The sequence below is a fragment of the Aminobacter sp. BA135 genome (assembly GCF_050859125.1).
Taxonomy (GTDB): domain Bacteria; phylum Pseudomonadota; class Alphaproteobacteria; order Rhizobiales; family Rhizobiaceae; genus Aminobacter; species Aminobacter ciceronei.
This window is the reverse complement of record NZ_CP139572.1, coordinates 3,572,449-3,584,326: the sequence shown is the minus strand read 5'-3', so window position 1 is coordinate 3,584,326 and position 11,878 is coordinate 3,572,449. Positions and strand designations below refer to the sequence as shown.

The window sequence follows — 11,878 nt, the reverse complement described above, 5'->3', positions numbered from 1 at the left end:
TCCGGCTTACTCGACGACGACGAGCGGCATGCCGTATTCGACAGGCTGCGCGTCTTCGATGAGGATCGCCTTGACCGTGCCGGAGCGCGGCGACGGAATCTGGTTCATCGTCTTCATCGCTTCGATGATCAGCAGCGTCTGGCCTTCCTTGACCACCGAACCGATCTCGATGAACGGCTTGGCATCCGGCGACGGCGCGAGATAGGCGGTGCCGACCATCGGCGAGGGCACTGCGTTCTTCGAGGTGTCGACGGCAGCAGCGGGGGCAGCGGCGGCTGCGGCAACCGGTGCGGCTGCGACCGGGAGAGGTGCCGGCGCGGCATAGGCCTGGAGGGCAGCTGCTGCCTGGCGCGACACGCGCACCTTGAGATCGCCGAGTTCGACTTCGATCTCGGTCAGGTTGGTATCGTTCAGGATCCCTGCGAGATCGCGGACCAGCTGCTGATCAACACCATCGGTCTTCTTCGTCGCCATGTTCTAGCCTTTTCTCTTCCTGTTTCCGGTCAGAGCCGGGCGGCCAGCGCCTGCAGCGCCAGCGTGTATCCGAGCGGTCCGAAGCCGCAGATCATGCCCACGGCCACCGGTGCCACCATCGATTTGTGACGGAACGGCTCGCGGGCGTGGATGTTGGAAAGGTGCACCTCGGCGACCGGCAAGGGCGAGACGGCACGAATGGCGTCCTGCAGCGCGATCGAGGTGTGGGTGTAGGCGCCTGCATTGAGCACGATGCCGACGGCTTTTTCGCCGGCCTCGTGGATCCAGTCGACCAGGACGCCCTCGTGGTTCGATTGGCGGAATTCGATCGCAAGGCCGAGCGAGGCGGCTGCCGCCTGGCAGTCGGCTTCGATCTCGGCCAGGGTCTTGCCGCCATAAATCCCGGGCTCGCGTTTGCCCAGCATGTTAAGGTTCGGACCGTTGAGGACGTAAACCGTTTTCAAATTAAAGACCCTTCCACCCGCCAGATCCTCTCTGGCGCGGCGGACCCTCTATAATCGGCATAAGCCGTCGCGGAAAGAGCGCAAGCGACTTCTTGCGCTGTCCACAACGGCTCGCGCTGAACAAGGCTTGCTCAGCAGGTGGAATTTGCCTGGCAGGCGGCTGCCGCGGCGATCTTTTCAGCCAGCACATCCTGGCCGAGTGCGCCGAAGACGACCTCGTTGCCGACGACATAGGACGGCGTGCCGCTGATCTGCAGCTTGTTGGCGAGATCGTAGGTGCGGTTGAAGGCGTCGCCGATTTCGGGGTCCTTCATGGCCTCGCGCAGCTTGGCCTCGTCGGCGCCGAGCTCGAGCGCCAGCTTGATGGCGCTGTCCTCGCCGGCGCGGCCTTCGCCGCCGAGCAGCTTGTCGTGGAACTCGCCGTACTTCTCGGGCACCAACTTGCGGAAGGCCATCGACACGACATGGGCCTTCTGAGAGTCCGGGCCGAGGATCGGGAACTCCTTGAGCACGAAGCGCAGGTCGGGGTTGGTCTTGACCAGCGCGTTCATGTCGGCCTGGGCGCGTTTGCAGTAGCCGCAATTGTAGTCGTAGAACTCGACGATGGTGATCTTGCCGTCGGGATTGCCGACGATGCCGTCGAACTTCGAGTTGAAGATTTCGTCCTTGCTCTCCTTGATCACGCTCAGGCTGGCGATGCGCTGCTCTTCCTTCTGCTTGGCTTCGAGAGCGCCCTGCATTTCGAGCAGCAGTTCAGGGTTGTTGAGCAGGTAGTCGCGCACGATCGTCTCGACCTGCTTCTTGTCGAGGGTCGTGGTAGCCGCTGTTTCCGCATGTGCGGCATTTGGCGAACCGGCGAGGCCGAAGGCCAGCATGGCGAGGGCGACGGCGATGCCGGTCGTGCCGAGAAGAAGTGCTTTTTTCATGGTCCCTTGGTCTCCAGCCGTTTCGGCTTATGCATGCCTCCGAAAATCTGAAACGATTTTTGGGAAGGGTCATGCATCAGGTTTAAAGTTTTGCAGCGTCCTTTGCGCGTCCGGATGACGCGCGGCGCTGTGTGTCGCTGTCCGCCGAAAGAAAGTTCACTTCTTTTTCTTGCTCGGCGCTTTGTAGTTGATGATGTCCTGCGCGCGGACCCAGCCCGGCGAGCCTGGCTTGAGCTTCTGCTGGGCTCGCATCGCAAAGATTTTCGCGTCCTGATAGGCGCCGCTGTAGTAGTGACCGTCGGCGGTGGCAAGGTCGGCGTCGGCGACGTCGCCGAGCATGCCGTAGGCCTGGGCGAGGTAGCGATAGCCCGAGGCGTTCTCGCGGTCGCGGTCGAGGCCCTTGCGGATTTCGACGACAGCCTTCTTCAGCGCGTCGGGCGTGCCCATGGCGAGATAGGTCTGGCCGAGTTGGATCGGCAGGATACCTGATTTCGCCGTGTCGAGCCGGACAGCGTTGGTATAGGCCTCGGCCGCGGCCGCGGGCTTGTTCGACTTCATCAGGATGTCGCCGCGCAGCTCGTGGAAATAGGCGTTTTTCGGCTGCGATTTGATCAGCGCATCTGTTTTGCTCAGCGCCGAACGCAGGTCGCCGAACAGATAGGTCGACTGGGCGTCGCCATAGCGCGAGGCGAGACCGTCGGTGCCGCGCAGCAGTCGTGAAGTGGCGGCCTGACCCTGGGTATACGCGGCGATCTTGACGCGCATCATGTCGTGCCGCTGCTGCAGCGCCTCCGAATCCTTTTTGTCGAAATAGGGGCTTTCGCGCGCCAGCGTCTCGAGATTGGCGATACGCTCCCGCGGCATCGGGTGGCTGACCTGGTAGGGGTCGACCCGCGCACCCGACAGCGACAGCGCGTTCTGGAAGCGCTGGAAGGTCTTCAGCATGCCCTGCGCCGACTGGCCGGTGGCATTGAGATAGGTGATCGCCGAGCGGTCGGCGGTGACTTCCTCCGTGCGCTGGTAGCCGAGCAGGCTGCGCCGTGCCATTTCTGAACCGCCGGCGACGACGCCGGCGCCTGCGGCACCAAGGCCCTTTGCGTCACTCGCTGCACCTGCGACCATGGCACCGGCGCCAAGCAGGGCGGCGACGATCGCCATCGTCTGGGCACGCGCCAACTGGTCGCGCAGGCGCTCCTGGTGGCCGCCGGCGATGTGGCCGGCTTCATGGGCGATGACGCCGATGATCTCGTTCGGCGTCTCGGCCGTCATAAGTGCGCCGGTGTTGATGAACATGCGCCGGCCGGCAACGAAGGCGTTGAAGGCCGGGTCGTTGACGAGCACGATGTTGATGTTCGAATTGGCAAGCCCAGCCGCCTTGAGAATCGGCCGGGCATAGTCGCGCACCAGGGCCTCGATCTCGGCGTCGCGGACGATCGGAACACCCTGTGCATGGGCAGTTCCCATTGTGCCGAGAGCAAGCCCGGCCGACAGCGCAAGCGCGGTGACTGCGCGCGTTGATCTTGCGACGAAACGCGAAAGACTTGTGATGCTCTGCATAGCGGGAAACACTCGTAAACGAGCCGTCGGGCTGTGAAAAGGCTGGTTCAAAAAACTCATCAACTTGTGATCCCCATATCAATCAGGCATTTGTGCGGCACATTGCCTGGCGGGCGACAGTAGAAAGTGAACGAAAATGGCGGTTGCGATTTCACGGCGCGGCGAAGTCGAGCCCTTCCATGCGATGGACATCCTGGCCGAGGCCAACAGGCTCAGGGCGTTGGGCGCGCCGGTCATTTCGATGGCTGTCGGCCAACCTTCCGATCCGGCGCCTCAGCGGGTGCGTGACGCCGCGGCAGCCGCGCTCAAGCTCGGCCGTATCGGCTATACCGACGCGCTCGGGCTTGCCGATCTGCGCAAGGCGATCTCGGCACATTATGCCGAGCATTACCGCATCGATGTGCCGGTTTCGCGAATCGCCGTCACCACCGGCTCGTCCGCCGCCTTCAATCTCGCATTCCTGGCAATGTTCGACGCCGGCGACCGGGTGGCGATCGCGGCGCCCGGCTATCCTGCCTATCGCAACATCATGGGCGCTCTCGGGCTCGACGTGGTCGAGATCGAGCTGGAGGGCGCTGCCTACCTTCATGCCGAGCACCTGCGCACAGCACATGCGCAGAAGCCGCTGAAAGGTGTGCTGTTTGCCAGCCCCGCCAACCCGACCGGTGCCGTCGTGCCGGCCGGCGACCTCAAGGCGCTTGTCGATACCGCGCGCGAACTCGGGATCGCGGTGATTTCGGACGAAATCTACCATAGGCTCTCCTATGGCGCGCCAGATGTGACCGCACTCACCTATGACAGTGACGTCACCGTCATCAACTCGTTCTCCAAATATTACTGCATGACCGGTTGGCGCATCGGCTGGATGGTGCTGCCGGACCGGCTGGTGCGGCCAGTCGAGCGCATCGCGCAATCGCTTTACATTTCGGCGCCTGAGCTGTCGCAAGTGGCGGCCATCGAGGCGTTCAACGTCACCGACGAACTCGAAGTGATCAAGGCGCGCTACGCCTGGAACCGCGAACTGCTGGCCAAAAGACTGCCGGAACTGGGCTTCAGCTTCGCCGCACCCATGGACGGTGCGTTCTACGCCTTCTGCGACGTCTCGCGGCTGACCAATGACAGCATGGAATTCGCCAGCCGCATGCTGGCCGAAGCGCATGTCGCGGCCACGCCGGGCCGGGATTTTGACCCGCTCGCAGGGCACCGTTTCATGCGGTTTTCCTATGCGGGCAGCCATGACGACATGATCGAGTCGATGGATCGCCTGGAGCGCTGGCTGCGTTGAAAGCGCAACCGCCCCGTCGGCCGTACCGACGGGGCGGACAGGGGCAAAGGGGAGGATGGGCTTTGCCGCCTGAGCGCCGGAATGCCCATGCCCCCCAGCATGCATTCCGACATGCGTGACGCGATCGGTCAGGGCGCGAGTATTGCCGCGACCGCCTTGCCGGCATCGAGCAGGCCAGCGCCGAAGAAATACGTCTTGCCCTTCGCCGGTTCGTTGTCGGCGTTCATCGGATCCTGCGTCAGCGGGGTCGTGCCCGGCTTGACAGAAGCATTCTGATCGCAGGCGGCAATGAGGTTGGCTTTGGATGCCAGGCCGTCCAGTTTCGCCGCGGCGCCATGCTTTGCCTTGTGGGCACGGGCCGTGAGGGCCGCCACACCGGCGACGAGAGCCGCCGCGCCGGAGGTCCCGCCGAAGGTGGTGTAGTAGCCGCCGCCGATGCCCTGGTTGTCGAGCGGCGGCAGGATCGACGAATAGGGGTCGGAGCCACCGGCATAACCGAAGGTGCCGGGCGGGTCGGTGGTCAGCAGCGAGAAATGGCTGTGCGGAGTGACCTTTCCCTTGCCCGGATGGTAGTAGTGCTGGTCGACCATCGGGTCGGTCCGGTCGACGCGCAACTGGTGCCTGGTATAGATCTCGAAATCGTCCGACGGCGCGACGAGCGTCAGCTTGGCGCCATAGTTGCTGTAGCCGGAGCGGTAGCCATGCGGCGTCACCGCGCCGACGGCGATGATGCCGTTGTTGGCGGCGGCGAGATTGGCCGGGTAGATCAGCTGGCTCTCGCCGTCATTGCCGGCCGCGCAGATCACGGGCACCTTGCGGCTGATGGCAACGATGAGCTTGGCGAGCGTGTTCCAGGCAATCTCGCGGTTGCCGGTCTTGCCGACTGCATGCGGCCTGATCTCGCTTGCCGGCGGCGTCGCCTCCTCAAGACGGGCGAACAGATCGGCACGCTCCCAGTTGGCACGGTCGTCGAGGTCCTGAGAGAGCTCCGGCTTGGCATTCAAAACGCTGCGCACCGGGTCGGGGATGCCGCGCGGCAACAGGATGACGTCGGCGCCATTGGCAAAGGCATAGAGGAAGGCTGCGATGAACTGGTCGGGCTGCTGCTCGAAGCCGGTCCGGATCGAGATCAGCCGCGACAGCGGGTCGACGCCGAAATAAGGCAGCATGTTGCGGTTCGGGTTCGGCACGGCAGTGCCGTCGTCTGATATCAGCACATCGGGCAGGGCGATCGCCGGATTGGGCGCGACCGTTGCCGCCGGTTCGCCGACGACGAGGCCAGCAACAGCGGTGCCGTGGCTGCCAAAGGTCTCGTCACCCTCGATCAGCGTGTGCAGCACGCCTTCCGAAGCTGCGAGCTCGGCGATCAGGCTGCCGAGATAGGCGGTCTCCGGGCCCGTCAGGTTGAGCGTGCCCAGCCCTGCGGTGGAGATGCCGGCGAAGAAGGCGGCTTTGACCTCTGGGTCATAGGGGCTGGCGGCAGGGGCGGCGACATATTTGGCGCCATAGGGGTGGCTCACCAGGTCGATCGACTTCACCGCGTCCAGCCGGCTCTTGAGGTTGGGGTGGCTGCGGCTGACGCCGACGTCGATCAGCGCGACTGTCGCAGGAGCCGTCGCTGCCGGGAACGCCTCTGATATCGTATCCCAGACTGTGCCGTTGATGGTGGGCGAGGAGTAGTCGACCTCGCCACCCGGGGTCAGCGGCCCGAAGGTGGCATCGATAACGCCGAGTGCCGCAAGGTGCCAGAGGTAGTAGTAGGACTGAGGGTGCTGGAAGGAGAACTGTGTGTTGCCGTTTGCCATGATCGCCCCTCAGATCCATTCGCGCTGTGCGGCGAGATAGTTCGCCATGAAGGCGTCACGCAGATATGGCTGGAAGCGCTGCGCCAGCGCCCGGCCGCCATTGGTGTCGCTGGGATAGTGCAGGCCTGCCCATTCGCGGTTTTCCGCGACTTTGCGGGCAATGCGCGACAGCTCCTCCGTCGCCGGGTGCTCCGGCAGGATGGCGTTGAAGGCAAAGGCAATCGAGTGGCACTGGAACGAGTGGTTGCTCGGATAGGCCTGGTGCGCTGGATTGGGCAGCATGAGCCGCAGGCGTGGCTCGACCTGGTTGGGTCGGGTACGGTTGAATTTTGCCTTGTAGATCAGCCCGACATATTCGCAGGCCGTCAGGATCGACTGGAACAGGCCCTCGGTCTGGTCGAAGCCGCTGATGCCGTCGATGCCCAGCGGCTTGGTGAAGTCGGAGACGTCAAGCGTCGCCTCGCGCTCGATGTCCTCCTTGCGACGCGAGCGTTCGCGGTCACGGGCCTGGAGCGAAAGCATGACTGTCGTTTCGAGACGGGTGACGTCGGGGCCGGGCGGCAGCGGAATGTCGAGCTGCTCCCAGGTGAATTTGCGCGCTGCCGTGAACGCATGTGGCGAGGGTGACGTGTGCAGACGCCTGAGCTCGAAGGCCGGGATCAGGCTTGCCTGCGATCCAGTGCCTGAGCCCGATTGAAGAGCGCTGCCCTTGTTCTTGTTCTTGTTTTTGCTCTTGTTTTTATTCTTATTCTTGTTGAGCGAGGCCTTGTTGAGCACGCCGGCGCTCATGACGGCACTGGCGACGCCGGCCGACATCACCATCGCCTCGGCGCCGGAGGCGAGTGTGGTTTCCAACACGATCGGAGGCCGATCCGTGGCCGCGCAAGGCAGCACGTCGTCGCCGGCGATCTTGAAGCGGTACTGATCGAGAAAGTGCGAAAAGCCGCCCTCAGCAGGCGCGGAACTGTCGTTGCCAGACACTGAATTCCCCATTGAATTGATCGAAATGTGCGGTGCTCGGCGCGTCCGTCATGTTTTTTTGACACCGGCCTTGATCAGACCGGAGATCAGATTGGCGCCGCCCTCGGTGCGCATGATTGGATAGCGGGCGTCGATCAGCGAGCTGATCGAGAAATTGGGTTCGACGACGTTCAGCCGGTCGAGCAGCGAGCGGGCGGCGCGGATGTCGCCGAGCTGGGCGTGACTCGCCACGAGATAACGCAGCAGCGAATTGAAATCGGGCCGCTCGCGCAGCGCCTGCTCGCCGGCTTCGATGGCAACGCGATGATTGCCGGCAAGCGTGGCGTTGATCAGCCGCGAGGTGTCGAAATAGTAGCGATAGGGGCTGTAGGCTCCGAGATGGCGCGCCCAGTTGGCGAGGCTGAGCCCTTTGTCCGGCTGGCCGGCATAGGCATGCAGCATCGAATAGAGGTCCCAGCCGAGCACCTGGGTCGGGTTGGCGCGGATGGCGCGCTCGAACAGGCCCGATGCGTAGTCGTACTCGCCGAACAGGAACGAATGCACATGGCCGACGAGCGCCAGGGTGACCGAATTGCTGGAATCGAGTTCCAGCGCCTTGCGGGCGTAATGCTGAGCCTGCTCGATGGCCACGGCAGAATCGGAGAAACGCTGGCCGACCTGGAAGGTCATCAGGAAGGCGAGCCAGGCATAGGCCTGCGACGACGGCCGCTGGGCGATGATGCGCCGGAGCGACGCCTCGGACATGACGAGGTCGTTGCGCGACAGCCGGAACATGGCGTTGACGGCGGCATAGAGGCTCTCGGCCTCGACGGCGTCGTCGGTCTGTTCGGAGCGCGCAATGAAATATTTGCGCAACTCGTCCATCGCCTCGTTGATGAGCTGGTGCGCCGCCGAGGTTTCGCCTGCCTCAATCGCGCGCCGCTCAAGCGTGGCGCCGCCCATCCACAGCAGGCTGCGGTCGGCGGTGCGATGGACACTGACGCTGATATAGGCCTGGTGGGCCGAAAAGCGGTAGCGGACCTGAATCGCCAGCGCCACCGAATCGAACGCCGTTTCCGGTTCCTGCGTCGGCGACAGATCCGGCCGCGACAGGTCGGAGACCGTCAGTTCGCCGCCTTCGAGCAGCGACCGCACCAAGAGTTCGGAAAACATGTCGGGCAGCGATTCTGCCCCGAAGGCATCGCCTGAGATCGCCGGCGGCAGCAGCGCCACCGACCAGCCGGTCCGGCTCCCGGTCAGCGGCAGCGACTTGCGGTTGCCGCCGTCGGAGGAATTCGGTCCCGATTTCTGTCCCTGGGCCGGGATGAGGCCGTTGCTGCGCCTGTCCTTGGGGCTGACGTCGCGCTGGCCGAGCGCATTTTCGAGCCGGCCCTGCCAGACCTGCCGCTCGAGCATCAGCCATTCCTCGAATTCGGGGTCGCCGATGTCGAGGCCTTCGAGCAGCTCCGGCCAGGATTCGAGCTCGACTTCGCTGGGCACGGATTGGCGCGACGGGTCGAGCAACTGCAGCGCGTCGACCGACACACGGTTGAGGTCTAGCGAGATGGTGTGGTTGTCGGAAATGATGATGCTGTCGGCGATCGGGCCGAGCGATTTGCGGACGTCGACGAGGGCCTGTCTCAGGCTGGCTGCGGCCTGCTCCTCGCCACGGTCGCTCCATAGCTTGTCGCGCAGCCAGATACGCGAGCGGGCACCGCGTGGAGCAAGTGCCAGCATGGCCACGAGCGCGCGCGACTTCTGCGCCTTGGGCGTGCACAACGCGCCGGCTGCGTCGGTGACGGCCAGCGCCCCGAACAGGTAGATATTGCAAAGCGTACTGGCGTCTTCACCAGCCATCGTGCGGACCTTCGCTGCAGGTCGTCCATGCCCCTGAAGAGCGTACCACAGGTCGAATCGCCTGTGGTCCTCGCAACTTGCATCGGGAGCATACAACGACATTCCGGCAAGTGCGCGTGCTTGTATGCTTCTGGCACCGGGCAAAACCTGCAGCATTCCAGCGTTCCTCACCACTCTTGCCGGGGCTGATTCCGGCCTGATTTCGGAAGGACGTTAGGGGAGGCGGGGTGATTGCGGCGTGAGTGAAACGTCAAAACAGGCGTGAAATGCAGTTTTGACGGCCCATCAGATGGGGCCCATGTTCGTCACGCGCCAAGCGTTTCGGCAATCGCCTCGGTGACCGCGACGCGCAGATCGTGCGCGGTCGCGTCGCCAGTCGTGAAGGTTCAGCGTCCCGACGGGCCGTTGCTGCGGCGGGGGCCGGCGAGTTCCCTGCCAAGCGCCAACGCTTCCTGCAGGTCGGTTGCATATTTGGCCGTATCTTCGAGCCCGCCGAAATAATTGAGCCGGATGGTTTCACCTCGCTTGCTCATGACCACGCCGATGCTCCGCAGGCTCTCACGCACATCAGAAAAACGCATATCGCAACGTCTCCGTTTGGTGGGTTGAACGAACATTAGAGGTTGCTTGTAACAGTGCCGTGTTGACGCAACGTGAGGGATACGTGAATCGCTGCTACAAAAGTTTCGCTTTCGGCACATCTTTCGACGATTCGGTGGCCGCCAGCCCACAAAGCGTCAGGGTTGCGCCGCTCTGTGATGACCAGGGGATGGGTGGCGTCGCGCACGACTTGATGTAGAACGGCCTGCCGGTTCGAGCCGGTCGAAGCAGGAAGTGTCATGCCCAGCCTCCAGGATACGCTGAACGAGATCGTCGCCGAGATGGCAGCGCAGACGGAGCGCGGCGAGGTTGCCTCCTACATTCCAGAACTGGGCAAGGTCGATCCGGCCAAATTCGCCATCGCAGTGGTCAAGAACGACGGCGAGGTGGCGGCGGCGGGTGACGCCGACGAGCCGTTTTCGATCCAGAGCATATCGAAGGTGTTCACCCTGGCGCTGGCGCTTGGTCGCGTCGGCGACCAGCTGTGGAACCGCGTCGGGCGCGAACCTTCAGGCACGGCCTTCAACTCCATCGTCCAGCTCGAACTCGAACACGGCATTCCGCGGAATCCTTTCATCAATGCCGGCGCCATCGTCGTCTCCGACGTTTTGCTGTCGGGCCACCAGCCGCGCGAGGCGATCGGCGAGGTGCTGAGCTTCATGCGCACCGTGGCCGACGACGATTCTGTCATCATCGACCGCGACGTGGCCAATTCCGAGCGCGCCACCGGCTTCCGCAATTTCGCGCTGGCCAACTATCTCAAAGGGTTCGGCAATCTGAACCACGCGCCCGAGATGACGCTGGGCGTCTATTTCCACCATTGCGCCGTCGCCATGAGCTGCCTGCAACTGGCCAATGCGGGGCGGTTCCTGGCCAATGCCGGGCGCATCGAGGAGACGGGTCACACGATCGTCTCAAGCGAGCGCGCCCGCCGCATCAACGCGCTGATGCTGACCTGCGGCCACTATGACGGTTCGGGCGAGTTCGCCTTCCGCGTCGGCATTCCCGGCAAAAGCGGCGTCGGCGGCGGCATCCTGGCGATAGTGCCTGGTGTGGCATCGATCGCCGTGTGGTCGCCGGGGCTCAATGCGCGCGGCAACTCGATGCTGGGCTCGATCGCGCTGGAACGGCTGACCAAAAGGATGAACTGGTCGATCTTCGCCTCGCGCTGAGGCATTCCGTGCCGGACGATGTCGCAGGCCGGCCCGGGCTCAGGCACCGCCGGCTTTGCGTTGCTCTGCCAGCCAGCTGTCATGCAGCCATTTTTCGCTCTGGCGGCGGCCTTTGAGGTTGGCCCAGACGATGTCGCGCTCGAACACCATCACCTCGCGGTCGGCGCCGACGATCACCCAGAACCAGCGGCCGTCGACAAGATTGCGCATTTTCACCTTCTTGCCCGTCAACGTTGTGCTCTTGCCGTCAGCGCGGATCGCCTCGTCATGCGGAGCAATGAAGCTGACCTCGTGGCGAGGCAGAAGGTCGGCGGCATGGTCGGACAGGAAACGCATGGCGATGTCATGCGCTTCGTCCTGGCTGGGCAGGGCGCCGTCGCGCAGCGCGAGATCCATGCGTACGAACCCCTTGAGCCTGCCGGAGGTGGCGACCACGGTGCTGAAATGCTCGCCGCCCAGGCCGGCATTCCGTTTGTCCGCACGTTCCATGCGGATGAGCACGGCGCCTTCGCCGTCGACCGCGATCTTGCCCTTTTCGACATTGACGTAGCCCGCTGGCACGGGGAGTGCCGCGAGGATGTCATGCGGCGAGGCGATGACGGGCGTTCCGGATGCTGGGCTGGTCGCTGTCATGGTTTCCGCGCTGGTCTGGCAATCAGCACTGCTGCTGGTCGTTCGCGAATCTTTGCGAGGGCGAATGGCCGCGCGGGCGATTGTCCGGCGGCCACGGCATAACGCGGAGAACGGTCGTGTGGGCAGGGCAACGCCGTGCCGGAAG

The 11,878-nt window shown here is 63.9% G+C and carries 12 protein-coding genes; 2 read left to right on the top strand and 10 right to left on the bottom strand.

The window, feature by feature from the left end:
* Window positions 1–6 precede the first annotated feature (6 nt).
* From accB to SLT36_RS17420, 4 genes are all read right to left on the bottom strand, one after another.
* Window positions 7–474: an acetyl-CoA carboxylase biotin carboxyl carrier protein gene (gene accB / locus SLT36_RS17435; protein ID WP_432283682.1), complete on the bottom strand. Its 468-nt coding sequence runs from the start codon at window positions 472–474 to the stop codon at window positions 7–9.
* A gap of 29 nt (window positions 475–503) precedes the next feature.
* Complete coding sequence (gene aroQ / locus SLT36_RS17430) at window positions 504–938, bottom strand: type II 3-dehydroquinate dehydratase (RefSeq protein WP_432283681.1); 435 nt, start codon at window positions 936–938, stop codon at window positions 504–506.
* Window positions 939–1,069: 131 nt separating this feature from the next.
* The gene (locus SLT36_RS17425) at window positions 1,070–1,864 is read right to left on the bottom strand and encodes a DsbA family protein (protein ID WP_432283680.1); all 795 of its coding nucleotides are present in this window, start codon (window positions 1,862–1,864) and stop codon (window positions 1,070–1,072) included.
* 156 nt (window positions 1,865–2,020) lie between these two features.
* Window positions 2,021–3,421, bottom strand: coding sequence for a M48 family metalloprotease (locus tag SLT36_RS17420; protein ID WP_067961565.1), 1,401 nt, complete (start codon window positions 3,419–3,421; stop codon window positions 2,021–2,023).
* A gap of 136 nt (window positions 3,422–3,557) precedes the next feature.
* Here SLT36_RS17420 and SLT36_RS17415 point away from each other — a divergent pair, with 136 nt between their 5' ends.
* Window positions 3,558–4,706 (top strand): pyridoxal phosphate-dependent aminotransferase, encoded by a 1,149-nt coding sequence (locus SLT36_RS17415; RefSeq protein ID WP_432283679.1) that lies wholly within the window; start codon window positions 3,558–3,560, stop codon window positions 4,704–4,706.
* Between the two features lie 128 nt (window positions 4,707–4,834).
* Here SLT36_RS17415 and SLT36_RS17410 read toward each other — a convergent pair whose 3' ends face one another.
* The 5 genes from SLT36_RS17410 to SLT36_RS17390 form a co-directional block, all read right to left on the bottom strand.
* Entirely contained in the window at window positions 4,835–6,511 is a 1,677-nt protein-coding gene (locus tag SLT36_RS17410) for a S8 family serine peptidase (RefSeq protein ID WP_432283678.1), read from the bottom strand.
* A gap of 9 nt (window positions 6,512–6,520) precedes the next feature.
* Window positions 6,521–7,492 carry a phospholipid phosphatase gene (locus tag SLT36_RS17405; protein WP_432283677.1) on the bottom strand — a complete coding sequence of 324 codons (972 nt, stop codon included), beginning with the start codon at window positions 7,490–7,492 and terminating at the stop codon, window positions 6,521–6,523.
* Between the two features lie 48 nt (window positions 7,493–7,540).
* Complete coding sequence (locus tag SLT36_RS17400) at window positions 7,541–9,328, bottom strand: SARP family transcriptional regulator (RefSeq protein WP_432283676.1); 1,788 nt, start codon at window positions 9,326–9,328, stop codon at window positions 7,541–7,543.
* Between the two features lie 386 nt (window positions 9,329–9,714).
* Window positions 9,715–9,909: a hypothetical protein gene (locus tag SLT36_RS17395; RefSeq protein WP_432283675.1), complete on the bottom strand. Its 195-nt coding sequence runs from the start codon at window positions 9,907–9,909 to the stop codon at window positions 9,715–9,717.
* A gap of 35 nt (window positions 9,910–9,944) precedes the next feature.
* The gene (locus SLT36_RS17390) at window positions 9,945–10,169 is read right to left on the bottom strand and encodes a hypothetical protein (RefSeq protein WP_432283674.1); all 225 of its coding nucleotides are present in this window, start codon (window positions 10,167–10,169) and stop codon (window positions 9,945–9,947) included.
* Here SLT36_RS17390 and SLT36_RS17385 point away from each other — a divergent pair.
* Window positions 10,168–11,100 carry a glutaminase gene (locus tag SLT36_RS17385; RefSeq protein ID WP_182574098.1) on the top strand — a complete coding sequence of 311 codons (933 nt, stop codon included), beginning with the start codon at window positions 10,168–10,170 and terminating at the stop codon, window positions 11,098–11,100. The genes SLT36_RS17390 and SLT36_RS17385 overlap by 2 nt on opposite strands.
* A gap of 39 nt (window positions 11,101–11,139) precedes the next feature.
* On the opposite strand, the gene SLT36_RS17380 is transcribed toward SLT36_RS17385, so the two are convergent.
* Window positions 11,140–11,733: a hypothetical protein gene (locus tag SLT36_RS17380; protein ID WP_432283673.1), complete on the bottom strand. Its 594-nt coding sequence runs from the start codon at window positions 11,731–11,733 to the stop codon at window positions 11,140–11,142.
* Between the last annotated feature and the right edge of the window lie 145 nt (window positions 11,734–11,878).

What these genes read in the sequence shown, in the direction of transcription:
- accB (WP_432283682.1), bottom strand. Translation starts at nt 474, where the DNA reads ATGGCGACGAAGAAGACCGATGGTGTTGATCAGCAGCTGGTCCGCGAT.
- SLT36_RS17425 (WP_432283680.1), bottom strand. Translation starts at nt 1,864, where the DNA reads ATGAAAAAAGCACTTCTTCTCGGCACGACCGGCATCGCCGTCGCCCTC.
- SLT36_RS17420 (WP_067961565.1), bottom strand. Translation starts at nt 3,421, where the DNA reads ATGCAGAGCATCACAAGTCTTTCGCGTTTCGTCGCAAGATCAACGCGC.
- SLT36_RS17415 (WP_432283679.1), top strand. Translation starts at nt 3,558, where the DNA reads ATGGCGGTTGCGATTTCACGGCGCGGCGAAGTCGAGCCCTTCCATGCG.
- SLT36_RS17410 (WP_432283678.1), bottom strand. Translation starts at nt 6,511, where the DNA reads ATGGCAAACGGCAACACACAGTTCTCCTTCCAGCACCCTCAGTCCTAC.
- SLT36_RS17400 (WP_432283676.1), bottom strand. Translation starts at nt 9,328, where the DNA reads ATGGCTGGTGAAGACGCCAGTACGCTTTGCAATATCTACCTGTTCGGG.
- SLT36_RS17395 (WP_432283675.1), bottom strand. Translation starts at nt 9,909, where the DNA reads ATGCGTTTTTCTGATGTGCGTGAGAGCCTGCGGAGCATCGGCGTGGTC.
- SLT36_RS17385 (WP_182574098.1), top strand. Translation starts at nt 10,168, where the DNA reads ATGCCCAGCCTCCAGGATACGCTGAACGAGATCGTCGCCGAGATGGCA.
- SLT36_RS17390 (WP_432283674.1), bottom strand. Translation starts at nt 10,169, where the DNA reads ATGACACTTCCTGCTTCGACCGGCTCGAACCGGCAGGCCGTTCTACAT.
- SLT36_RS17380 (WP_432283673.1), bottom strand. Translation starts at nt 11,733, where the DNA reads ATGACAGCGACCAGCCCAGCATCCGGAACGCCCGTCATCGCCTCGCCG.